We start from the raw sequence: 23,730 nt of genomic DNA on the forward strand, positions 1-23,730 counted from the left end.
CTGAAGGAGCGATGCGCATGCGCATTGGCGTGCTCACCGGCGGCGGCGACTGCCCCGGCCTCAACGCGGTCATCCGAGCCGCAGTCCGTAAAGGAACCGAGCTCGGGCACGAGTTCGTTGGTTTCCGCCACGGCTGGAAAGGCCCCATCGACGGAATCACCCAGCCGCTGAACTGGGAGGAAGTCGAAAACATTCTCGACCAGGGCGGCACCGTCCTGCACTCCTCGCGCACCAACCCCTACAAGGTTGACGGTGGCGTCGAGGCCATCAAGTCCAACATGTCGAAGCTTGGCATCGACGCGCTCATCGCCATCGGCGGCGAGGACACCCTCGGTGTGGCCAAGAAACTCACCGACGACGGTGTCAATTGCGTCGGTGTGCCCAAGACGATCGACAACGACCTCAACGCGACCGACTACACCTTCGGTTTCGACACGGCCGTCAATATCGCCACCGAAGCCATCGACCGCCTGTGGACGACGGCCAAGTCGCACGACCGCTGCATCGTCGTGGAGATCATGGGCCGCCACGCTGGCTGGATGACTTTGCACGCGGGTATGGCCGGAGGGGCCAACGTCGTCTTGATCCCCGAGGTCAAATTCGACATCAAAAAGGTGATCGCCCAGGTCCAGGAGCGGTTCGACGCGGACAAGGCCACCATCGTCGCCGTATCCGAAGGCGCGCTGTCGGCCGACGGCGACATGATCCTCAAAGACGGTGAGGTCGACGCCTTCGGCCACGTCAAACTCGGTGGTGTCGGCGACTGGATCGCCAACCAAATCACCGAAGGTACTGGCCGCGAAACCCGTTGTGTGGTCCTCGGGCACACTCAGCGCGGTGGAACCCCCACGGCCTTCGACCGGGTGCTAGCGACCCGTCTGGGCCTCCAAGCCGCCGAAGCCGTGCACGAAGGTGACTTCGGCAAGATGATGGCGCTGCAAGGCACTGACATCAAGCGAGTGGACCTCTCCGAGGCCACGGCCGAACTCAAGACTGTTCCGGCCCAGCGCTACACCGAAGTGGAAGCATTCTTTGGAGTGTAGGCGTCTGGGTCAGCCTAGATAGCAAAGCAGTAAGAGAACCAACCTCTGTGGGGGCGGGGCCGTCGACGGCCCCGCCCCCACAGAGGTTGCGGCCAAAATGTGGAGCTGAATTCGGTGGCGGAGGGCCCAGGGACTGGGCCGGAGGGAATGAGGGCCCAGCACGCAACCTGAGCCCACTCGACTCGTTGAGACACGTGTGACTGTCGTTAACGTTGTGCAGGCTGAAGTTAGCCATGTCGATGTCGTGCCTTCCCTCGAGGCGCTACCGGACCTAGATTCGTTTCAGTACCGCAAGACCATCCACAACATCGACTTTGAGGCGACGCCGATTTCGGGCCTGCACGGCCACTTCTATCGCCGTCCATGTGGTGCACGGACCCTCAGCGTTGGCGTCTACACGCTCCAGGGCGCGGAAGTCTTCCGCGCCTGGGGGTGGGTCGGAGACGAACACTGCTCGTGGCATGCCGTCCGTACCGCCCATCCCACGGCCCAGGTCCATGATCCGGCACCACGCGGTGCGCGCCCTGATGGCCGACGCGAACACGCCACCACTGTCTACCCCGCCCGGGGCGCTGGCGCTCGGCACGATGATTTTGGCCAGGAGACCTCGCGACACTTCGGCATTGATGAAGCTGCTTGCGAATTTAACGATGAGTGGGACGGTCCGCACGAGGGCTGCCCCGATATACGGCTCGACCGCGATCGGGCCGGTCGCCTCATTGGCTTTACGCTCACCACCGGCCCACATCACAAAGTCGAGGGTGCGAGGACAGAATCCATCCGCACCCCACAGCTGACCGCATCAAGCCGGGCTGGACGCACTCTCCGTTCGTTCCGGCTGTGAGGCGCCCTCGGCGGTCATCCGCCGAACTAGCCAGATGGCGCTGACGGTGATCGCCAGAGACAAGACGAGGGTGGTGGTTCGCAATGGGTAGCTAGCGATCGGCAGGAAAGCGAAGACCGCTACCGGGATCTGCACGGTCGTGATCAGACCCACGAGTGGCCACTTGCGGCCCGATCCCCATGCCAGTGCGGTCCAGATCGGCGCCAGGACCACTGCCAGGCTTAGTACATCGAAGACAGCGTGCAGCCACGGATTGGCTATTCGATCGTGAGAGAAGGCCAACGCGGGTGCGGAAACCGCAACCGCCGCGATAACAGTAGTGACAATGATGGCTAGACGACGCCACATGTCGCACCTCCTTGGGTTGCGAAACTTTGATGCTACGAGGCCGCAAGGAGTATTGTCTGTCGCGAATCTGCCACTATGCGTGATCAACTTGGGGAGTTTCTCCGCTTTAACTGCGCATGACACGGCGGCGAAAAGCGCGGACGTACTACATATAACGCGCTGCTTGAGTGGGGCCAAGGTGGTAGATCCCCACCGGCCATGGTCGGTGGGGGCCCGCATCAGTGCTGCGAGACCCCCACCAGTGCTTTTACCCCGGTGCGAAAGGGGAAAAGCGGCTCGCTATGGCAACGAGACCGACGTTGTCTCCAAAATGACCACTCGCCGCGTCATCCTGGTGCGCGTCGAGGTCCCGCCTAAGCCGGGTTCTGTCGTTGTGCCGCCACGACGGTGTTGCGCAGCAGCAATTGTGTCGTCACCGGCCCCACCCCGCCCGGCACCGGAGTGATCGCCCCAGCCACCTCGGAGGCCGACTCGAAATCGACGTCGCCAACGAGCTGACCGTCCTCGGTGGGGGTAGTGCCCACGTCGATCACGATCGCGCCAGGCTTGAGGTGCTTGGCCGTGATCAGGCCCGGGGCACCGGCCGCCACCACTACCGCGTCCGCGGTACGGCATTCGGCCTCCAAGTCGACCGTTTGCCGGTGACAGATGGTCACCGTCGCGCCGTGGTCGAGCATCAACAACGCCGCCGGGGTGCCGACGACGGTGGAACGACCCACCATGGTGATGTCCTTGCCATCGAGGTTGAAGCCGATCGCTTCGAACAGCACCATGACCGCTTCCGCCGTGGCTGGAGCGAATGTCTCCAGCCCTGCGGCCAGACGGCCCAGGCTCATCGGGTTCGCTCCGTCGACGTCCTTGCTCGGGGCGATGTGCGCCGCCACATCCGCCAGCTTGACGTTTTCGGGTAGCGGCGTCTGGCAGATGATGCCGTGCACGTTCTCGTCAGCCGACAGCGCCTCTAGCTTCGCCACCAGATCATCGTGGTCCGGCTGCGCAAGTTGCTCAATGCGGCAGTTGACTCCCACCCGATCGGCCGCGCGGGCGATGGAACGCACGTACCAGGCGGTGCCCTCATCGTCCGTTGGCACCACCACCGCCAACGTCGGATTGACGCCGCGGGCGCGCAGCGCCTCGGCGATGGAGGGAGTTTGCTTCCGCAGGGCCTTGGCCACTTCGCGGCCTTCGATCAACTTCACGCGCGAATCCTCCTGAGTACCGCGTCCATGATGGCCTCCGCTTGCACCTTTGAGGCTAGAGCCTCGTTAAGCTCTGCGGCCAGCCGTTCCCGTTGCTCCGGGTCCTTGATCGACTTCACGTTGATGTCGACGTTGTAGGCGGCGCTTTCCAGGGCAGACTTCGCCGAGGAGGCCGCTACCCCAATATCGGACACCACGTTGGGGTTCGATCCGTTGAGGATGCTGCCCGCCAGCGCGATGATTCGAGCCGACACCTGTGCCACCTGCAATGGCACCTCGGCCGCTGCGACCAGTGCGGCCTGGATGGCCGCGGTTCGGGCGGCCTTTTCCTCGTCGGTGTCTTTGGGCAACTTGTATGCCGCCGAGACTGCGGCGAAGGCATCTGCGTCCGCCTCGGCGAGGTCGATTGCCGTTTGTCGATGCGCCTCTGCCTTCTGAAGTGCCACTTTCATGGCTTCTTCGGATTCGGCGTACTTGGGTTTTCCAATGGTCAAGTTGCACACCATCGAGATGAGTGCTGCTCCGAGAGCGGCGTTCATTCCCGCCGCTGCCCCTCCACCTGGGGCCGGTTGGGCTGACGCCAAAGCGTCCAGCCACTTCTGGGTTGTGGTTTCGCGCACCCGCCGTATCCTCTCCACGTTCGATAGGCCGTGACGTCGGTTATCCGAGATCAGGGTATCCGCAGGTAGTTCGCATACATTCGGGAGCGGACCAGGTTGTGTTCCAGCGCGCCCGAACTTCCTACGATATGGTCGTGACGCAGGCCACAGGAGAAGCTCGTTGGGGTGGGCAATCTGTTCAAAACGTGGGAACCGGCCCCGAGAGTCGTGTCACCGGCGGGGCACGTCGTAAGATGGCCAGGTGACACAGCAATGGCATCTACTGCGTAACCCAGGTCTTGTTCCCGTTCCCGTCAGCACCAGCGACGAGGCCGAGAAGTATGGGTTGGACGCTTGGCGCGACTTTCCGCGCGATCAGATGCCCCCCTGGGAGGACTACTCGGAGGTCGAGAGGGTCTGTGGTGTCCTCGACGGTGTCCCGCCAATCGTGGCACCGTACGAGGTTGAGCAACTGCGCCGCCACCTCGCTGACGTCTGTGAGGGCAAGGCGTTCCTCCTCCAGGGCGGCGACTGCGCCGAAACGTTCATCGACAACACCGAGCAGCACGTCCTGGCCACGGCCCGCACGCTGCTGCAAATGGCGGTCGTCCTCACCTATGGGGCCTCGGTTCCCGTGGTGAAGCTCGGTCGCGTCGCCGGACAGTACTCCAAGCCGCGCTCCTCGATGAAGGACGCGCTAGGCCTTCCGGTGTACCGAGGCGACATGTTCAACTCGCTCGAAGCCACCGAAGACGCCCGAGTCTGCGACCCGCAACGCATGATCCGCGCCTACGCCAACGCGGCGGCGGCGATGAATATGCTGCGTGCCTATCTCAGCGGAGGTATGGCCGACTTGCGAGCCGTTCACGACTGGAATAAGGACTTCGTGCGCTCTTCCCCCGCTGGGGAACGTTATGACGCGATCGGTCGCGAGATCGACCGGGCGCTGGCGTTCATGAGCGCCTGTGGAGTGCATGATGAGGCCCTTCACACCGCGAGTCTGTACGCGAGCCACGAGATGCTCGCCATCGAGTACGACCGGGCGTTGACCCGTGTGTATGACGGCGTACCGTACTGCCTGTCGGGCCACTACTTGTGGATCGGGGAGCGCACCCGGCGTCTGGATGGCGCGCATGTGGACTTCCTGTCGCGGGTGGCCAATCCGATCGGCTGTAAGATTGGGCCCTCTGCCAGCCCAGAGTGGGTGTTGGAGTTGTGCGAGAAGCTCAACCCCGACAACATCCCCGGTCGTTTGACGATCGTCCCGCGCATGGGTCATGCGAAGGTGCGTGACGTGCTGCCGCCCATTGTCGAGAAGGTGACGGCGGCGGGCGCGAAGGTCGTGTGGCAATCGGACCCGATGCACGGCAACACGTTTGAGGCCGCCTCGGGTCACAAGACCCGTCGCTTCGACCACGTGGTCGACGAAGTACTGGGCTTCTTCGAAGTTCATCGTCAGCTGGGTACATACCCCGGTGGGATTCACGTGGAACTCACCGGTGAAGCGGTGACCGAGTGTCTCGGTGGCGCACAAGAGATCTCCGAAGAGGCTTTGGCGTCGCGTTACGAGACCGCGTGCGACCCGCGTTTGAATACTCAGCAATCTTTGGAGCTTGGCTTCCTGGTCGCGGAAATGCTGCGCCACTAGTAGTAGCTAGCCCCGCTCGGCGGGGCTATGTGAGTGACGAGGCCTTTATCGCTAAGGCTTGCTACAGGGCCGGTAGCGGCAAAAGCCGCTACCGGCCCTGTCATTGCCGTGAAACATCGAGGTGCCAATCCGATAGTTCTCGGCATTTCGGCGAATCCTGGGACGGTCGGTTTTTGGGGGATTCCTGGAATTGCGCCGCAGCGGGATCAGCCTTGCCAAGAGTTATTTAGGTGAGCGACACTCTGATGATGGAATTCCAGCCTGGTGGGATTGACACAGAGATCTGGCAAGGCTTATGAAGATCGCCGGTGGCCGCATGAGTGACGGCTTCGAAGGCATTGTCCACTTAAGTCGAAGATGAGAATCGCCATGCGCGTGGGTTAGCTGTCGTCGTAGCGGCCAGGGGTATAGCCAACCGAAGACTAAAGATCATTTCGCGACACGCTGTAATGGCTACAATTTTATGCGTCACCAATGAGATGAAGTTTTCATTCCACCTCAGTCTGGTTGGTAATTTTGGGCAGTGAAATCCCTGATCAGCTGGCAATTCTTAGGCAATTGTCAGCTTCAATTCAGGCGGTTTGGAGACACCTGACTTAGCCTCCTTTCAGGAGCACGGTGACGTATGGGCTCCGTCGGCGTTCGACCTCCAGATTTTCCGACGCTGGCGCAAGCGGCCTTGCTATGAACGACAGCCAACCATCAGAGTCAGCGTCGCCTCCCACGTGAACGAACAGTCAGAGAACCCATGTTGCCCGATGGGCACATCCCGGTTAGATCGCTTGGAGAAGCTAAGGTTGGGACCTACAGCCGAACACCGCCAGGTACCAATACCCGACACGGTCGAAGCACGGTCAACTACCGTTTCCGAATTCGATGCCGCGCACGTGCAACAGTCGCACACCGCCTCCAAACGGAAAACATCGATCAAGGCTGATCCTTCGCCCCCGAAGAAGAAGCAGTCCGGCCAATCCCCGCCCATGCACTTCCGCTCCGATATCGAAGGGCTACGCGCCGTCGCTGTGGGTTTGGTCGTGTTGGCCCACATAAATGTTCCCTACTTCGCGGGCGGATACGTTGGCGTTGACGTCTTCTTCGTCATCTCTGGTTTTCTCATTACCTCTTTGCTGTTGCGAGAAATCGCGCGCAACGGCCGCATCAGTTTGGCCAAGTTCTACGCCCGCCGGGCTTTGAGACTGCTACCGGCCGCCGTGACGGTGCTAGTCGCGACGGTGGTCGCGGCATGGTTGTGGCTGCCCCGAACTCGTCTGTTCGATGTGGCCGCAGATGCCACAGCGGCGGCGTTGAATGTCATCAACGTGCGGTTGGCTGTTGAGGGCACCGACTACATGAACGCCGACGAGCCGCCCTCGCCGTTGCAGCATTACTGGTCACTGGCGGTCGAAGAGCAGTTCTACTTGGTCTGGCCTCTCATACTCATCCTTCTGGTGTGGCTGGCCTCGCGTTGGAAGGCCATCAACGTCACCAAGGCCGTGGTCGTGGTCCTGTCGCTGACCGTGGTGTGGTCGCTCATGGTGAGCATCGAGCGTTCGGCAGACTCACCGATCTGGTCATACTTCGGTATCCACACGCGGGCTTGGGAACTGGCAATCGGCGCACTGTTGGCCGTGGCGGCCGCGAAGCTCACGGTGATCCCGGACCGCTTGGCGGCGCTGGCCAGCTGGGTGGGTCTGGGCATGATCGTGCTAGCGGCGGTGCTGTACACCGAACAGACCACCTTCCCCGGTTATGCGGCGTTGCTTCCCGTCCTAGGCACGGCCCTCGTCATCGGGGCCGGATGCCGTCAACATGCCAGCGGAGCCGATGCGTTGCTGCGCCACCGCCCCTTTCAATTCACTGGCAAGATCTCCTACGGGCTGTACTTGTGGCACTGGCCGATCATCATGATCGGGCCCTCGGCTCTGGGGGTCGAGCCGAGTCTGGCGGTCATGGTGCCGCTGATGGTCCTAGCCTTCGTGCTGAGCGTCCTGACCTATTATCTCATCGAGAATCCCGTGCGGCGCAAGAAATTCTTCACGTTGAGGACCTCCCGTGGTCTAGCGTTGGGCGGAGGCCTGATGACCACAGCGATGGCGGTATCGGCGCTGGTGATGTTGCAGCCCGCGCCGGAATACGGTTTCGGGGAGGGGCAAGAGGTAACCACGGGTAAGGCAACTGTCTTTGAACTCTTGCCGGACTCGGCTGGCACTGAAGTGGTTCCGGACAATCTGTCCCCAGCGTTGGAAGACGCCCGCCAGGACCGCCCCGCCATGTATGAGGCTGGCTGCCTGATCCCCCGAGAAGAAGTCGAGGTGGCCCAAGACTGCTGGTTTGGCGACGCCGAGGGCGACCACACGATGGTGCTATTGGGCGATTCACATGCCGCGCAGTGGTTCCCACCGCTGAACCAGCTGGCGGAGGCCTCGGGTTGGCAGCTGTTCGTGATGACCAAGACCGCGTGTTCGGTCCCCGACATCGCGGAGAACAACGCGACCTTGGACCGTGAGTACACCGAGTGCGCCCAGTGGCGCGAGAACGCGTTCGCACAGATCGAAGATCTTTCTCCGCAGATGGTGGTTGCCGCCACCGGTGACCAGAAGGAAGTCATCGGCGATGACCCAGACACCACCTGGGTCGAGGGTTGGAGAGACACCACCGAGCGCTTGTTGGACTCAGCGGAGGAAGTCGTCACGCTGGCCGACACCCCTTGGCATAGCACCCATGTGCCTGACTGCTTGTCGGACAGCCGCGACAATGCGCCCGAATGCGTGGAGAAAATTGACGATGTGATTCCCTTCCCCGAGCGTCGCGAGGACAGCATTGAGGCGATCGAGAATGCTGGAGCGCGGGTGATCGATCCGATCCCGTGGATTTGTGATGAGCAAAGCGGCAAGTGCCCGGTCGTGGTCGGCGACCTGTTGGCCTACCGCGACTCCAATCACTTGACGACGACGTTTGCCTCCGCGCTTACTCCGTACCTGGCAGCACAGTTGCCATTGCATTCGTTCGGAGAAGACGCTTAGCGATACTGGAACGGGTGGGGCCGTCGCCATATGGCGACGGCCCCACCCGTGTGCCCGGAGACCAAAATCGTTCCGGAGCGGAAAGCTCCGCCAAGACGGTTGGGGCGGTTCAGCGACACGGGTGCCCCATGGCATCGATGGTTATCGATTTATTGTGGTCAGGCAAGTGTGGAGTCCAGACGAGGCCCGATAACTACCAAAAATACGTCTTGTGGCAATAGTCTCGAACGGCGTTGAATTAGTTGCGTTTCCTTGGGGAAGGGGTAAATTTCAGCGCGACGATAATGCGAGGCGATTCGCTTGAGCTTTGATGCGAATCGTGGCCGCATCCTTCAACCCCAACTATCGCGCGACGACTCTGTGGTGAAAAAGTCCGCTGATCCAAAGTGAATATTGGCCTCCAAGTCCAAGGTAGATACCTTGATGGCCTATGCAAAAGGCACTTTCAGCGTTCTCGTCGGCTCGTTTACCCGCGTAAACTTCGCCTCCTGCGGCCTTGAATTTGCACTTTTGCATAAGCCATCCTTGATGGCCCTTGGATCTTCTCAGCTGGAATGGTCACCACCGCTGCATAAGAGAGGCGGAGTGGGCAATGACCACGATGACTGGCGGACCGTGTGGCTCAATAACGCTACCGGCAGCGGTGAGGCCTGGTCGTCGTCCGCGCGGCTGTCAATGGCCGTAAGGGACCGGCTCCACGTCGACCAATGGGCCGCAGTCGGCCATGCATCAGCTGGCATGCGGCACGTCACAAGAGCAAAATCGACCGAACCGTGTGCTTGTGGGGCTGCCGGAGCGCATCCGTAAGTCGACGAGGCATTTAAGTCCGAATCTGCGGGGTCCGTGTTAGCGGACCCCGCTTCGACGAAAGAAAAAGAAATGAAACCCCTCATCGCAAAAGATCTAAGCCAGGGATATGGCACGAGCACCGTATTCGACGGGCTCAACTTGGACGTGCCCGCCGGAGTGACGGGCCTACTGGGGCCAAACGGTGCTGGAAAGACCACCTTGCTGCAAACCTTGGCCACCGTTCGCCCTCCTCGTGCCGGCAGCTTGGAAATACGTGGCCTTGACGCCACTGTCCCGGCCTCATTGCCCCAGATTCGTAGCTCTATCGGTTACTTGCCACAAGAGTTCGGCTATCCGCGCGGATTCAGCATTCACGAATTCGTCTTGTATTGCGCCTGGCTGCGCGGGGTCGACCGCGCCCGTCGAGATGAGTTGGTCGCTCAGGCAATCCGGGCCGTCGACCTGCACGAGGACTCAAAACGCAAGATGCACAAGCTTTCCGGCGGAATGCGGCAACGCTGTGGGATCGCGGCAACTATTGTCGGCGACCCCGCCCTAGTGATTCTCGATGAACCGACCGTCGGTCTTGACCCGATGCAGCGCATAGCCTTTCGCGACATTCTCACCTCCTTGCCCAATCGCGACGACACCTGCGTGATTCTCAGTACTCACCTGGTCGAAGACATAGCGACCACCTGCGACTCAGTAGCGGTCATGGACGGTGGTCGCATCATCTATTTCGGCTCAGTGGACGATTTCGCCTCCACCGCCGAGTCTGGGGCTCCGGGAAGTAGCGAACTAGAGCGCGCGTACTCCTCGGCGATTGCTCGAAACGAGGTCGCATGAAGCAGCTATTGTGGGTCGAAATTCGGCGATCGCCAGCCAAGTGGTGGTGTGGCCTCAGTCTGACCGTCATCGTTGCCTACCTCCTGGTCTCCCACCAACAGTGGGTCGGGGTATGGCCGCAGGCGAGCATGGCCGCGCAAGTAGGGGCGGGCTTGGCGTCGCCGTTGATGACCGCCGCCGCGGCCTGGGTGGGTTTTCAACGCAGCAAGTCGCAAATGGGCCCGCAAACGACCGCAAGCGCCCGTAACCCTTGGGAGCGGGAATCACTGCCTCTCCTCGCGGTGTTGGCGTGGGCATTTGTCCCCATCGTGGTGGGCTTCCTGGCCATGGCCGTGGTGAACTACGGCGCGACCAGTTCGGGTCACCTGTGGCCAACGTTCTTGTGGCTGGCGCTGGTAACCACCCTGATAGGGGTATCTGCCGGTTACTTCTTGGGACGATGCTTGCCTTCTCCTTTCACAGTTGCCGCCGCGGCCCTCATCATGTTTATGGTTTTGTTCTTGGGTGAAACCAATGAACGCCTAGCGCTACTGACCTATTACGGCTATCCGGATGAAACCGTCTCCTGGCCCGCGCTGGCGGCCAGGGTCGGGCTAGCGGTGAGCCTTTTGCTGTTGGCCTTGTCGGTGGGGGCAATGCGCGACTGGGCCGCGACTAGGAGCCTGTCTCCAGCGACCGGATGGAAGGTGGTGACCGGACTGGTCGTGGTCATGGCGGTCGGTGTTTACGTGGCCGGGCCGCTACAGACCGAACGCTATTTTTATGGCCAGGTAGTTTGCACCGATACCTATCCGGTCGCATGTTTGTGGCCCGAACACGAGAAGTATCTGCCTTTGGTGAGCGAGTATGTGGAACGATTCAATGAACTAGACGAATTCTTGGTGCTGCCCGATGATCCCTATAAAGGCATCGACGAGTTTTGGGAAGCGGGAACGCGTAACCCCAATGATCAGCTGACGATGTTTGGCGGGGAATTCGGCACGGCAAGTAGCATGGTTGAATACGCCATCGGGGCCACAGATTTTCCCGGTTGTCATGTCGATTCCGATCATGCCGAATATGAGACATTGGCAGAGGCCTATTGGCAGCTGGTCGACTGGTTCACGCTCTACATCATGGACGTTGACTCACTGTCGACATTGGATGTTTTTGTACCGGGTATCGACGCGCTTGAACCGGTGCTCCAGCTGCCTATTGAGGAACAATTCGCTTGGGCCCGGGCGACGGTGGCGCAGATGAAAGCCCCTTGCGATGGGTGAGCCGAGACCGCTGGTCTTGTGGTTGCGAGTGCGACAAGTTCCACTCTTTCTCAGTATCGTGGCTACATTGACCGCCGTGGGTCTGGTGTGGGGATATCAAACAATCTCGCTTCCCAAAATCAGTGGACTGGGCGGCGCGGTGGAAATGCTGTGGTTCTATCCTCATTTCGCCGCTTGCGCCCTGATGTTGATATCCGACTCGCCGATGCCAGACACAGAGAGCACCGCCTCGATTCGACTACGGCTTCTCCACGGTTCTCTCTTGTTCTCACTGTGTGCTCTGACCACAGTCTTGATCGCCTGGTTGGCACTGGTCGAGAACGGCCTGCACTCACCAGCTCAACTCATAGGCGGCTTCTATTACTGGGTGGCCCTGACCATGATCTCCAGACATCTGCTGGGGCCAAACCTGGGTTGGGTCCTGCCGTTGGTCGCCGTCATTCCGGTGACCTGGTGGGGGTTCTCCGTGCCTACCGATACGGGGCTTGCCTGGTGGGTGCTTCCGGCGCTGCCTGGCAATGGCGCGACGGTGGCGATCGGCGCGGGCATGGTCGGTCTGGCCTGGGGCATGACCATGATCGACGCCCACCGGTGGCGGCACTGGAGGCGGTGGCCCAACCGTCGGCAAACGCGGGTCTAAATGGGTGGCCGCTGGCTTGCGGGCGGCCACCCAAGGCTCGCCTTATGGAGTGGAATCGTTAGCGCGGCATGAGTCAAACCTGGGGGCTCACTGCTCATGTCCCCACCAGGCCCGACTCATAAGCGGCTATGACCGCCTGCGTACGGTCCCGCACCGCCAGCTTGCGGTAGATGCTGCCCACATGCGACTTCACGGTCTCGCGCCCGAGGAATAGCTCGCGGGCGATCTCGTCATTGGACAATCCGTTCGCCATCAGTTTCAACACTTGCGACTCACGTTGACTCAAACCCGCCTGGGCCAGCAGATGAGGTTTAAGCCCTCGATGCGACGTGGCCAGGCGACGAATCTTGTCGGGAAACAGCAACGAATCCGAGCGCGCCAATAGCCGGATTGCCGCCAGCAAGTCATCGGCTCGGGTGCGTTTCAACAGAAATCCGTCCGCGCCAGCTTGCAGCGCCTGATACACGTAGTCATCGTTCTCGAAGGTGGTCACGATCAATATTTTTGGCACGGTGAGGTGAGTCCCCGCGCCTTCTAGAATCTGCCTGGTCGCCGCGATGCCGTTGACCTTGGGCATCCGCACATCCATGAGAATGACATCGGCGGCGCCAGAACGAGCGATATTGACCGCCCCGACGCCATCGGCGGCCTCGGCCACCACTTCCATGTCCTCCTCAGCCGAAATGATCGCGCTGAAGCCGGTCCGGATCAGGTCCTCGTCATCGACTATTGCCACCCGCAGCGTCATCTGGTTCCCTTCCAGGGCAGCCGGGCGCGTACGACCCAGCGTCCCGCAGTGGTTGTGATATCGACTGATCCTCCGAATGCGCTAGCCCGCTGGCGAATGCCTTCGAGCCCGTGGCCGGTGCGACCAGCTCGTGGTGACTGCGTAGGTCGGTACGCATTGGCAACGCGAATGTCCAACCAATCCTCGTCTTGAACAATTCCCAGCTCGGCCGCGGAGCCGCTGCCATGCCGCAACACGTTCGTCAGACACTCCTGCACGATCCGGTAGGCCTCCCGAGACACCTGCGGGTTGAGACTATCCACGTCGATTGTCACTGACGCCGTCACTGAAGCACCGCAGCTGGCCACGAGATCTTCCCAGGACTCCAAGCCCCTTTGCGGTGCACTGTCGGCGGTCGCGTCGCCTCGAAGAACTCCCAGCATCCCGTCCAGTTCCTCCAGAGCCGCCCGAGCGGTCTCCGCTGAGGTCTCCATTGCTTGCCTAGCCGATTCCGGCTTGGTCTCCACCAACCGGGTGGCTGCCTCAGACTGAATCGAGATGACCGACAGCGCGTGCCCGACCGAATCATGCAGCTGGCGGGCAATCCGGTTGCGCGCCTCCAACTTGGCAGTCTGCGCCTCAGCCGCCGCGATCCGCTCTCGCGCAGTCGGCCCCAACAAACCAGGCGCGCTCCGCCGGAAAACAGCCAAGACCCCCGCGACCACATACACCAAAGTCAGCAGCAGAAGGACGCCTACCAGCGGCCCCATCGGGTCATGCCACCCCGATTCCAGCAGAGGACTCTCAAACTGCATTGGGTCGGATGTCAATGGCAAGATAGAGATGGCGATCGCGAAAGGAACCAACGCTAGAGTTGCCCCGGCCAGCAGAGCCCCGATCGACAAGTGCAGCGTGTACCACAGGGCGGTACGCCAGCGGGTCGCCCACGAAGCCACCTCTTGCGAGTCCTCCAGCCGCACCTGAAGTAGGTGGCGCACCATAGCTCGCAGCAGCTGGCGGATCGGCAGTACCAACCCAGTCAGAAACACCAATGGCAGCACGGCAAAGAACGTGTCGAACTGGTAGATCGCCATGCCATCGATCTCGGGTGACTGACTGAGACTGATGACCACCTGGCCCAGAATCATGTAGGGCATCAGCAGTGCCCCACCGAGGATCAGCCAGACCCAACCCAGATAGGTCGAGCGGCTATATAGCGGTCGCAGGAATGTCATGCGGTCTCGCTCTCTGCTCGCACCAGGTCGGCCGGGGCGGCGTTAGCCACACGGCCCCGGGTGCCGTAATAGTAGGTCACCGCTAGGAGTAGCAGGTGCAATCCCCGCCGCAGGAATACCGAGTAAAGCGGGTAGCCAAACCAGGAGGCGAACGCGCCCGGCGGCTGGCCGTTCATGTGAGCCTACCCCTGTCCGCATGAGGAACAGGGCTGAGAAGTTGCCCGTGCGAAGATCACCGTCACCGCCAGCAGACACAACCCCCACACCAGAAACGGCGGATACACGGCCAGACCAAGCCACCACGCCAACGCCTCGTCGATGACCGTCCCCCGGATGGCCTGCAACGCCGCGAAGCCGCTGCCAATGATTCCCAATGGCACCAGCATGGCGATTCCGGCACTGGCGGGGAGTATCAGCATCAGGCGCGGAAGGCGAGGCCAGCGGTAGGCCATGGCCATGATCATGACCGACCCCAGCGCGGACATGACCACGGTGTCACCGAATCCTGGGCTCCAGAAAGTAACCCCATCGAATATTGAGGGGTCACTCAAGGCAAAAGTGCCACCGAGGGCCCAATGCGTCTTCAAAGCCGCATATGCCCCAGTGGGGAGAAGGGAAAACCAGGCCAGTAGCTTCCCGAGGGCGAGGTGGTCGCGTCGTTGGGCCGCTGTACGGCCGCAGCGGACACAACTGGCCCGTAGCCGACGGCCACGCCGGATCAACCCGATCGCGAGGCCGACCGCCCCTGCCATCGCCGCGACCCGAACCAAAAGATAGGGCCAGTCCGGTTTGAATGCGAGAACGTCGACGCTGGAGCTGAATACCCCGACGATGGCCATGACGACGAACATGATGTCCAAGCCCAGTGTGCCCTTGTAGGCCATCGCGACGGCGACCATCCCGGCTACACCAATCCAGCCGAAGACTTGCGTCAATCTGTCTCGAGGTGAGATTTCCTCAGCTTTGGGGGAGTGGTTGAAGTGAGGGGCAGACCTAACCCCAGGGCGGTGATCAGAGTTTTCCTCAGTGAGTTTCATGAGACCAACTCTGGCCTGTGGGCGTCGGGTTTTCCTCCCCCTGAGAAGCCTTCAACCTCCCCCTCCAGAGGGAATCACCCTGGTATAGGCCTCCTTCTCAGAAGGTGTTCGCCCCGGTAGAGCCCTCCATGGGCCGAGCCTTAACCGGTTGCGCTGGCCGCAGCCTGCCGCAGCGATCGCAACAGCAGCCGAGAATCGCCCAGTTTACGCTTGAGCTGCCGTTCCAACCCGGCGATCGGCGTGAGGTTTTGCGGAGCCCGGGCGTCCTTGTGTAGCGACGCCGCCATACGTGGGAGTGCCTGCGTAGTTCGGTCAGCCAACGCCACCGCGTGCTCGGAGGTGAGCTCGGCGGCAGCTTCCAATCGGGCGATTCCCGCCCAACCCTCGCTTTGCGAACCGGGGAGTCGCAGATACCAGCAATAGCGCGGCCAGGTCGTCGTCAGGTGAAACACGGGCGTGCGCTGACCGGCCCGCAGATGGGTGACGACCCGTGACAACTCCGGGCCCAAATAGGAACGTTGGTGGCTCTTGATATATCCGACCGCGTCGTCAAGCGCCGTCCGGCCCCGCAGCGACCCGTCCATGACCAACAATTCGCACCTGCCCGCCACCTCGTTCGAGACTGCGCGCTCAAGCTGGTCGCGTGACTTTTGCACGGCCCCAGCTAGGTCGTCTAGTTCTGATTCGGGCACCGAATGCAGTGGGTAATACGGTGTTTGTGGTCCTTGAGCGGCTCCGGTGAAGAGGGCCCGATCGACTTCGGCGACACTCAGGTGGGCGCTAGCGGCGTCGATATCGCAGATGACCGCTCCGGCCGCCCACGAGGCGCACAGTCCAGCAAAGCGGTTGTCATCCTCATCGGTGAGTTCCACATGCGCGTCAAAGCGTTGCACCCCATCCACCAGCGCGACGCTGCGGGGACCGCCAGGGGCCGCATCGCAGGCTCGCCACCGATGGGCCGACATCTCCACATCGGCCTCAACCACGGCACTACCACTGTGGGTGGGGCCGTCGGCGTTGTCGGTGAACGCCGGATTCCACTGCGAAATGGACAGGTGCATCAGTTCGCGATTCTCTCTACCGATGAGCCGTTCATGTCCTTGGCAACATGGAAACGGACCGGCACTCGCTCGGCCAGCGCGGCCACGTGCGTGACGACCCCGACTTGGCGGTTACGAGTGAGCGTGAGCGCCTCTAGTGTGGTGGCGACTTGGTCGAGGCTGTCGGGGTCGAGGGTGCCGAATCCTTCGTCGAGCAGGATCGAATCAAGGTGTGCTCCCGCCTGAGAGAGACCGGCGAGTTGTTCGCTGAGCGCCAGTGCCAGGGCCAGCGACGCGGCGAAGGTCTCTCCGCCCGAGAGGCTGCGGGCGGGGCGTTGTAGGTCGGCGTCGTGGTGGTCGATGACCCAGAATTCCTTGTCGCGGTAGATGAGGTCGTATTGCCCCCGGGTGATCTGGTGCAGGATTTCGGTGGCACCGGCGACCAGTTCGGTGAGCGCTTCGGTGAGCAGCCAGTCCATGAACCGGCCCGCTTGTAGGTGTGCGGCCAGGTCTTTGGCGACTTCGGCTTCGCGTTCGTGTTTGGCGCGGTCTGCGTCGAGTTCGGCCCGTTGGGTTCGGGCAGTGCGCAGCTTCTCGCAGGTGGCTTGGGCTGAGGCGAGAGCGCTGGCGTGGGCGGTGAGGTAGTCGCCGCCGGGACCGACGGCGGGGGAGGACACGTCGACTTCGGACAATTTTTGGTGCAGTCCGGCCTGCAACTTGCGTGCTTCGTGTTCGTGGTTGGCGAGGGTTTGGCGGGCGCGGTCGAGTCCGGATTGCGCTTCGCTGAGTTGTTGTTTGGCCCAGTCGACCAGTGTGTTCCAGCTCAGCGCGAGGTCTTCGGCGTGGTGGGACGGGGGAGAGAACGGTGCGACGTGGTCGCGGGCCTGGTGGAATTCGCGCCATGCCTGTTGTAGCTGTTTATCGACCCGCTGCCGGGTTTGTTCGGCCCCTTTGAGCCCGTTGCGGGCGGCTTGGACGCGGGCGGCGGCTCCGGTCAGCTTCTTTTGATTCACTTCGGCGTCTGCGCGGCGCTTTTCCAGCGTGGGGATCTTGGGAGCACCCTTGAGGCGGGCTCGCAGCGCTTTCTTCTCGTCCCGCCGTACCTCTAGCTGAGCCTCGTACTTGTGCAACGTGACGCGTAGTTCATCGGCGTTGCTTTTGGCTTCCTCGTATTCGAGTTTGGCGATATTGACCGCTTCGCGGGCGGCTTTGTGTTCTGAGGAGATGTCACGGTCGGGCAGGACGGCGACTGTTTGGTCGCACACTGGGCATGGTTGGCCCACGGCGAGCTCTTCACGGAAGGTGCTGGCCAAGTCGTCGTGTTGCAGTTTGTTCCAGTGTTGACGGGCGATATCGAGTTCTTCTTTCGCCGCCGTGCACAGCTCGTCGGCGGCTTCGAATTCCTGGCGTTTGGCCTCGGTGAGTTCGGTGCCTTTGGCGAGGTTCTTCTCGCATTCGTCGAGTTGTCGCCATGCGTTGAGTTGGCCCTCGATCGTGGTCAAATCCAGGTCGGCCAGACTCTGTCGCAGCGCGGTTTCGTCGGCCTCGGCCAGTTCGACCTCCTGGCGTGCTTTAGCCACCTGCGCGGCGGCCTCGGCCGCCTGATCGGAAATGTCGGGGACTTCGGCGGGTGCCTTTATGTAGGTGAGGCGGCTGATCGTTTGCTCGATCTGGCTGACCGAGGCGCGAGCGGCCGATAGCTCACCGCTCAACGCGTCTAGCGCGGCCGCGTCGGAGCGCAGGCTCAATGTCATCTGCTCTAGCCGCGCGGCCCGGTCGATCGCCTGGTCGAGTTCAGTGTCGGACACGAGTGGGATCTTTCCCAGTTGCGCCGACAGCGTGGTCGCGACGGTCTCGGCTTTCGTCCGGCGGGCACCTGCGGCGCGTTGGATGTCCCCATAGATCGTGTGCCCGAGTAGGTTCTCCAGAATTTTGCGACGTTCGGCGGCCTTGGCGTGGAGAAACTGTGCGAACTCTCCCTGCGGTAGCAATACCGATTTGGTGAACTGGTCGAATGGCAGCCCGATGACGCGAGCCATCGCTTCGCTGACGGCGGTCGGTCCAGTAGCCAGGCTGGTCCCCAGGCTTTCGGCTAGCTCGGTGTCGTCCATCGCGTTGACCGAGTCGGGAAGTTTTTCGGCCGCCGCGTGGCTGGTCTTGACCGCTCCGTGCTTGTCACGGCGCAGTCGCCGGGTGGCGACGTATTGGGTGTTCCCGGCGGAGAACACGAACCGCACCCGCCCTTCGGCGGCTGAGAGGGCTAGCAACGATTGCACTTTTCCCTCGGCCCAACGCGGTGTCTTGCCATAGAGCGCAAAACACATCGCGTCCAAGACAGTGGACTTTCCAGCGCCGGTGGCGCCGGTGAGCGCGAAGAAGTCCACGCCCGTGAAGTCCAGCGTGACGCTGCGGTTGTATGAGCCGAAGCCTTCCACGTCCAGTCGGATGGGGCGCATTATTTCTCCTCGGCGGCGACTGTTTGGGTGTCGTCGTACAAGTCTGCAAAGAGCTTGCTGACGGCCTGGTCGTTGTGCCCCTGCTCGGTCAGATAGCTGTCGAACAGTTCCTGTGGGTGGCGACCCGCGCGCCGTGGGGGTGAGGCGGTAGCGTGACCGGCTTGGAGGACCGGGTCGATCTGGATTTGCAAAGCGCGGGGAAACAGCTCGGTGACTGCGGCGCGCAAGCCTGATCGCGGCGCTTCTGCGACGACGACTCGCACCCACGCCTCCGGGGGCACCTCGGTTTGCTCTAGCTCCTTCAGGGTGCCCTTGACCGTGACCAGCGGTAGTGCCTTGGTCAGCGGCACCGTTCGCACTCGCGCGGGGGTGGTCGAGGTGACATCGACGATGGTGACCGAGGGTTGATGGTGCTCCTCGCCGAAATCGACCGCGATGGGCGCTCCCGCGTAGTGAATGGGGCAGGGGCCGACGATCTTTTGTGCCTTATGCAGATGACCTAGTGCGACGTAGCTGGCTTGGGGGGGAAAGATCTGCGCGGGAACGACATAGTCTCCGACTGTGTGCACTTCGCGTTCCCCAGCTCCCAGGGTACCGCCGACGACGGTGAGGTGCGCGGTGATGATGTTGACCTCACCGTCGTCGAAACTCTGGGCCAACTGCGCGACCAGGCGACGCAGGTGGTCGGCGTACGACTGGTCGGCTTCGGCCGCTGTCAATGCGAACAGTTCGGCGGCGCGCAGCGCATAGCGCTGGGAGATAAAGGGCAGCGCCGCGACTTTCCATCTTTGACCCCCGGCGGTGGTTCCGGCGATAACATGGTCGCTGGCTTTGCCCAGGGCCCCTCGCAGGGAGATTCCGGCGGCCTCGGCCCACCCTCGCCACGCCTCGAGCACCGCCCCCGAGTCGTGGTTGCCCGCGATAGCCACCACGTCCGCACCAGTGTTGCGCAGCGCCGATAGCGCTCGAGTGAAGGTTTTCTGGGCAGCCGCCGAGGGGGCAGCGGTGTCGAAAAGGTCGCCAGAGACGATCACCAAGTCAGGCTTTTCTTCCCTCGCGATCGCTACCATCTGGGCGAACACCGCGATTTGTTCGTCTAGACGCGATTGGCCTTTCAGCGTCAGGCCGGTGTGCCAATCGGACGTGTGCAGGATGCGCACTGTGTCTCCCTCGTATGCGGTGGTGTGGGTGCTAGAAGGGGATATCGTCGTCGTGGTCCGAAAGAGCGAACGGGTCGTGGTGGGCTGTCACCGACGAGGCGGCCGACTTCGGAGGAGGACCGGCCTCCGAGGGCCGAGTGGCCCAGGTGGGGAACGGGAAATTGACCACCAAGGGGACCGGTAGCTCTGGTTGGGCGACGAACATGGTGCCGGGTTTGGCCATCAGCACGCGCTGGCGTTGTGCTTGGCTAAGAAAACCGTACTCTGGGCGACCGGCTTCGGCTGCGTCGAGGCGGCCGACGACTTTAATGGCGCTATTGGCCACGATACGCCGTTCCACCTCGGAGGCGGTCTGTTGCGCGCCGATGAGGATGACCCCCAGCGAGCGGCCACGCTCGGCGATATCGAGCAACAACTCCTTGATGGGGCTGGAGCCTTCGCGAGGCGCGTACTTGTTGAGCTCATCGAGGACGATGAACTGGAGGGGTCGAGCCGACCCGGCTTTTTCCTTGCGGTCGAATTCGCTGCGCAAGATGACGCCTACGACGAATCGTTGGGCTCGGTCGGGAAGATTGTGCAGGTCAACGACGGTCACTTGGGCGTCGGTGGTGAACGAGTCGGCTTGTGGAGCCAGGTCGCCGCGCACCAGCCGTCCCACATCCCGTTCGGAGGCGACCAGGCGACGAATGAAGGCGTTGACGGTACCTAGCCCGACGGCGCTACCGGCCCACTGGGTCCGGTCGTCCTCATCGGAGAGTCGGTCGCAGATGTATTGCACGAGACCGTCATAGGTGGTCAGGTGTTGGCCGTCGATGACGATGGAGCCGTTGCCCTTGGCCTGCGCGGTCTTTTCCAACTGCGCCGCGACCTGGTGAACAACCATTGTGTACTGTTGCCGGTCGTCGTCGGCGTCGGCGAAGACAAAGGGTAGTAGCTTTTGGTGGCAAAACTGGTCGAGAGTCCAGTAGAAGGGCGCCACACCCGTGGAGCGGCACGCCACGTCGGGGGTGCCGTTGACGTCGCCGGGGCGCGGCGGGGCCAGCACTGACACCGAGGCGAACGCGCCGGGGCTGAGGCCAAGTCGGTGATAGTGATCGTCGATCGTCTCATCGGTGCGCGAGTTCGGATGGTCGAGCAGGAGCAGATCCTCGCCTTTGACGTTGAAGATGAGCGCCTTGGTGTTCTTCGCTTCGCCGCCCAGCGCCTGTGAATTCAGCATCGAATACAGCAACCACGTGGCAAAGGACGTCTTGGTGGCGACGCCGCTGACGCCAGAGATCGAAACGTGCGCTCCCCGGGTGCCATCGAGGAAATCCGGATTCAGCACTACTGGTAGCCCGTCACGGGAGAATCCGAGCGGAATTTTGCGCGTCATACCGTCGAAGAACAAGGCGCGTTCCCGGTCGGCTCCCTCAGCTCGGTGCACTGGCTGGCCTGGCTGAGGGGGAACGAACACTTCGGGCTCGACCCGGGTGACGGTGACTTCGGCGGCTTCTTGAATTTGGGCGGGGAGCAACCCGGAGGCGATATCGAAAACATCGGAATCGAACTGCGCTCCCTCGTGCCGGGAACGTACAGCGGTGACGACACCCGAGGTTTCCACCTGGCCGACCCCGGGCACCGTGCGCAGCGTGGTGAGGACATCGTCGAGCTGGGCGTATTGGCCTTCGCTGACGCCGACCCAGAATGACAGTGGGGTGGAATCCTCAGTGCCGAGAACCCGGCCCACGGGTGCGGTCTCAGTCATATACCTATCCTCGCAGGTAACGCAGCATCAAATTATCTGCCTCGTGCAGGGTGTGTCGCAAACGCAGGTTGTGCACAGCGCTCCTGGCGGGACCCGCGCTGATGCGACTGGCACCCGGTCCCGTCAAGAGCGGAGACACTGTCAGGCACAGTTCGTCGACCAAGTTGGCCGCACTCAGGTAACCGAATGTCATGGCACCCCCTTCGCACAGGATTTGCTTGAGCCCCCGTTTCCTTAGCGCGGCGATGGCAGCGGGAAAGTCGATCCCATCATCGCCTGCGGCTATGACATCGGCGACCTGTCGCAGGTCACGGACGCGCTCGGTTGGGGCGGCGGCCGAGCAGATGACGATGGGGCGGCGGGGAGCTTTGGTGAAGAGTTCACTGCCGGGGTCGAGGCTGGCCGAACCGGATACGACCGCCATGATGGGGACGTCCTCCATGCCGTGGGCGCGACGCCATGCGGTGCGGCCCTGGTCGAGGACCAATTCCCGATAGTTTTCGGCCTTGACGGTCCCGGCCCCCGCCAAAAGCACATCACAACGGGCGCGCAGCACTTTGAAGACGCGCTTGTCGGCGGTCCCCGAGAGCCCGCCAGATCGTCCCTCCACTTCAACGGCGCCATCGGCCGAGGTCACGAAGTTGACCCGTAGCCAGCTTTCGGCCTCCGCCGGTGGCGCGTACGCCGCGTAGAGCTGCTGTTCACTAAGGTCACTGAGTTCAGAAAACCAAAATCCAGACACGTGGACACCCTAGCCCGACTAGGGCGTCTGGGTATGAGCAGTGGGCCACCTGTGCTGGTCCGGGCCAAGGTGTGCCCCGGGGTGAAGGGTTCCACCGGGAGCCCAGCGCAGCGGCGAATGTGCTATCGGGAAAGGGAGGAAAGCGACTAGAGGCACTTTTATGACCTGCTCGGGTCGCGATCATCCTTGGAGGTTTCCGTCGGTCCCAGGGGTGGACTCCGGAAGTTACCGAGCGGTAGCATATGGGGGAGAGCGATGGCACAGGGTTGACTGCGCCAGCCACACGTCCGCTTCGCCGAGGATTCCCTACGCTACGACTTGGCCGCAACCAAGAGCGACACGTCGTCTCAGCCCCGCCACGCGGGGTGCCGCCAGAAACCTCGAATGGCCGAGGGCAGGACCGTAACGTGCAGGTACGCGCAGTCGACGACCAACGCAGCGCCACGAACGATGTCACACAGACGACGAGGAGTCCACTCATGAACGCAAACCCCCTGGAAGGCCGAGTCGCCTTTGTCACCGGTGCCTCGCGTGGCATTGGGCAATACATCGCAGTAGCGCTGGCGAAGTCCGGAGCCAATGTGGCGCTGGTGGCCAAGACTGGCGAGCCGCACTCGAAACTTCCCGGCACCGTCTTCGAGACTGCTTCGCTGGTCGAAGAAGCCGGTGGAAAAGCACTGCCGCTGGTGGGGGACGTTCGTGACGACGACTTCGTCACCGATGCGGTCGAGCGCACGGCCAACGAATTCGGCGGACTCGACATCGTGGTCAACAACGCCAGCGCCCTCAACCTCACCCCCATCGGGGACATGTCGCTCAAGCAATTCGACCTCATCCAGCAAGTTAATCTGCGAGGTACCTTCGCCGTCACCTCCGCGGCCCTGCCCTACTTGCAAGAATCCAGCCACGCGCACGTGTTGACGCTCTCGCCCCCGCTGAGCACCGACCCCAAATGGTGCCAACCGGGCCCCTACACCGTCACCAAGTTCGGTATGACCACCTTGACATTGGGTCTGGCTCAGACCGAAGCGGGCAACCAGGTAGCGGGCAACTGCCTGTGGCCGACCACGACCGTGGCCACCGCCGCCGTGCAGTACGCCTTGGGCGGCACCGAGATGATCAACCGCAGCCGCACCCCGCAAATCGTGGCCGACGCCGCGCTAGCGATGCTGCGCCGCGACCCCGCCACATTCACCGGCAACGCTCTCCTCGACGAGGAAGTGCTCAGGCAAGAGGGAATCACCGATTTCTCGGGCTACTCGGTAGTCGAGGGCAATGCCGACCTGCAACTTGACCTGTACGTGGAGGGTTTCGACGGCTTCTAAGCCCATGAACATAAAGGTGGGGC

General features: G+C 62.1%; 20 protein-coding genes. 7 read left to right on the top strand and 13 right to left on the bottom strand.

The window, feature by feature from the left end; all coding sequences use genetic code 11:
* The first annotated feature begins 17 nt into the window (after positions 1 to 17).
* Positions 18 to 1,043, top strand: coding sequence for a 6-phosphofructokinase (locus JQS30_RS05335; protein WP_213172973.1), 1,026 nt, complete (start codon positions 18 to 20; stop codon positions 1,041 to 1,043).
* A 271-nt stretch (positions 1,044 to 1,314) separates the two neighbouring features.
* On the opposite strand, the gene JQS30_RS05340 is transcribed toward JQS30_RS05335, so the two are convergent.
* The 4 genes from JQS30_RS05340 to JQS30_RS05355 form a co-directional block, all read right to left on the bottom strand.
* Positions 1,315 to 1,794 carry a hypothetical protein gene (locus tag JQS30_RS05340; protein ID WP_213172342.1) on the bottom strand — a complete coding sequence of 160 codons (480 nt, stop codon included), beginning with the start codon at positions 1,792 to 1,794 and terminating at the stop codon, positions 1,315 to 1,317.
* A gap of 51 nt (positions 1,795 to 1,845) precedes the next feature.
* Positions 1,846 to 2,235 carry a hypothetical protein gene (locus JQS30_RS05345; RefSeq protein WP_213172343.1) on the bottom strand — a complete coding sequence of 130 codons (390 nt, stop codon included), beginning with the start codon at positions 2,233 to 2,235 and terminating at the stop codon, positions 1,846 to 1,848.
* A 353-nt stretch (positions 2,236 to 2,588) separates the two neighbouring features.
* Positions 2,589 to 3,434: a bifunctional 5,10-methylenetetrahydrofolate dehydrogenase/5,10-methenyltetrahydrofolate cyclohydrolase gene (locus JQS30_RS05350; RefSeq protein ID WP_213172344.1), complete on the bottom strand. Its 846-nt coding sequence runs from the start codon at positions 3,432 to 3,434 to the stop codon at positions 2,589 to 2,591.
* Positions 3,431 to 4,054 (bottom strand): cyclodeaminase/cyclohydrolase family protein, encoded by a 624-nt coding sequence (locus JQS30_RS05355; protein ID WP_213172345.1) that lies wholly within the window; start codon positions 4,052 to 4,054, stop codon positions 3,431 to 3,433. The genes JQS30_RS05350 and JQS30_RS05355 overlap by 4 nt, the downstream gene beginning before the upstream one ends.
* Before the next feature lie 262 nt (positions 4,055 to 4,316).
* On the opposite strand from JQS30_RS05355, the gene JQS30_RS05360 reads away from it, so the two are divergent.
* The 5 genes from JQS30_RS05360 (at position 4,317) to JQS30_RS05380 (ending at position 12,238) form a co-directional block, all read left to right on the top strand.
* Complete coding sequence (locus JQS30_RS05360) at positions 4,317 to 5,681, top strand: class II 3-deoxy-7-phosphoheptulonate synthase (protein ID WP_343076182.1); 1,365 nt, start codon at positions 4,317 to 4,319, stop codon at positions 5,679 to 5,681.
* A 797-nt stretch (positions 5,682 to 6,478) separates the two neighbouring features.
* Entirely contained in the window at positions 6,479 to 8,704 is a 2,226-nt protein-coding gene (locus JQS30_RS05365) for an acyltransferase family protein (RefSeq protein ID WP_213172347.1), read from the top strand.
* An 879-nt stretch (positions 8,705 to 9,583) separates the two neighbouring features.
* Positions 9,584 to 10,339, top strand: coding sequence for an ATP-binding cassette domain-containing protein (locus JQS30_RS05370; protein WP_213172348.1), 756 nt, complete (start codon positions 9,584 to 9,586; stop codon positions 10,337 to 10,339).
* Positions 10,336 to 11,598: a hypothetical protein gene (locus tag JQS30_RS05375; protein WP_213172349.1), complete on the top strand. Its 1,263-nt coding sequence runs from the start codon at positions 10,336 to 10,338 to the stop codon at positions 11,596 to 11,598. Before JQS30_RS05370 ends, JQS30_RS05375 begins: the two co-directional genes overlap by 4 nt.
* Before the next feature lie 58 nt (positions 11,599 to 11,656).
* On the top strand, positions 11,657 to 12,238 hold the full coding sequence (locus JQS30_RS05380; protein ID WP_213172350.1) for a hypothetical protein: 582 nt from the start codon (positions 11,657 to 11,659) through the stop codon (positions 12,236 to 12,238).
* Between the two features lie 94 nt (positions 12,239 to 12,332).
* Here JQS30_RS05380 and JQS30_RS05385 read toward each other — a convergent pair whose 3' ends face one another.
* The 9 genes from JQS30_RS05385 to JQS30_RS05425 all read right to left on the bottom strand — a co-directional run bounded on the left by JQS30_RS05385 (position 12,333) and on the right by JQS30_RS05425 (position 22,382).
* On the bottom strand, positions 12,333 to 12,986 hold the full coding sequence (locus tag JQS30_RS05385; RefSeq protein ID WP_213172351.1) for a response regulator transcription factor: 654 nt from the start codon (positions 12,984 to 12,986) through the stop codon (positions 12,333 to 12,335).
* Positions 12,983 to 14,200 (bottom strand): sensor histidine kinase, encoded by a 1,218-nt coding sequence (locus tag JQS30_RS05390; RefSeq protein ID WP_213172352.1) that lies wholly within the window; start codon positions 14,198 to 14,200, stop codon positions 12,983 to 12,985. The genes JQS30_RS05385 and JQS30_RS05390 overlap by 4 nt, the downstream gene beginning before the upstream one ends.
* A complete protein-coding gene (locus JQS30_RS05395) occupies positions 14,197 to 14,376 on the bottom strand; it encodes a hypothetical protein (RefSeq protein WP_213172353.1) in 180 nt (59 codons plus the stop codon). The genes JQS30_RS05390 and JQS30_RS05395 overlap by 4 nt, the downstream gene beginning before the upstream one ends.
* A 6-nt stretch (positions 14,377 to 14,382) precedes the next feature.
* A complete protein-coding gene (locus tag JQS30_RS05400) occupies positions 14,383 to 15,237 on the bottom strand; it encodes a hypothetical protein (RefSeq protein WP_213172354.1) in 855 nt (284 codons plus the stop codon).
* Positions 15,238 to 15,377: 140 nt separating this feature from the next.
* Positions 15,378 to 16,298 carry a hypothetical protein gene (locus JQS30_RS05405; RefSeq protein ID WP_213172355.1) on the bottom strand — a complete coding sequence of 307 codons (921 nt, stop codon included), beginning with the start codon at positions 16,296 to 16,298 and terminating at the stop codon, positions 15,378 to 15,380.
* Positions 16,298 to 18,733 carry an AAA family ATPase gene (locus JQS30_RS05410; RefSeq protein ID WP_213172356.1) on the bottom strand — a complete coding sequence of 812 codons (2,436 nt, stop codon included), beginning with the start codon at positions 18,731 to 18,733 and terminating at the stop codon, positions 16,298 to 16,300. Before JQS30_RS05410 ends, JQS30_RS05405 begins: the two co-directional genes overlap by 1 nt.
* Positions 18,733 to 19,893 carry an exonuclease SbcCD subunit D gene (locus tag JQS30_RS05415; RefSeq protein WP_213172357.1) on the bottom strand — a complete coding sequence of 387 codons (1,161 nt, stop codon included), beginning with the start codon at positions 19,891 to 19,893 and terminating at the stop codon, positions 18,733 to 18,735. Before JQS30_RS05415 ends, JQS30_RS05410 begins: the two co-directional genes overlap by 1 nt.
* A 31-nt stretch (positions 19,894 to 19,924) precedes the next feature.
* Entirely contained in the window at positions 19,925 to 21,640 is a 1,716-nt protein-coding gene (locus JQS30_RS05420; protein ID WP_213172358.1) for an ATP-binding protein, read from the bottom strand.
* 4 nt (positions 21,641 to 21,644) lie between these two features.
* Positions 21,645 to 22,382, bottom strand: a complete 738-nt coding sequence (locus JQS30_RS05425; RefSeq protein ID WP_213172359.1) for a pyrimidine reductase family protein — start codon at positions 22,380 to 22,382, stop codon at positions 21,645 to 21,647.
* A 479-nt stretch (positions 22,383 to 22,861) separates the two neighbouring features.
* Between JQS30_RS05425 and JQS30_RS05430 the strand changes: the two genes are divergently transcribed.
* Positions 22,862 to 23,707 (top strand): SDR family oxidoreductase, encoded by an 846-nt coding sequence (locus tag JQS30_RS05430; protein ID WP_213172360.1) that lies wholly within the window; start codon positions 22,862 to 22,864, stop codon positions 23,705 to 23,707.
* The last annotated feature ends 23 nt before the right edge of the window (positions 23,708 to 23,730 follow it).

Origin of the sequence: Natronoglycomyces albus (assembly GCF_016925535.1) — a bacterium.
Classification (GTDB): Bacteria; Actinomycetota; Actinomycetes; order Mycobacteriales; family Micromonosporaceae; genus Natronoglycomyces; species Natronoglycomyces albus.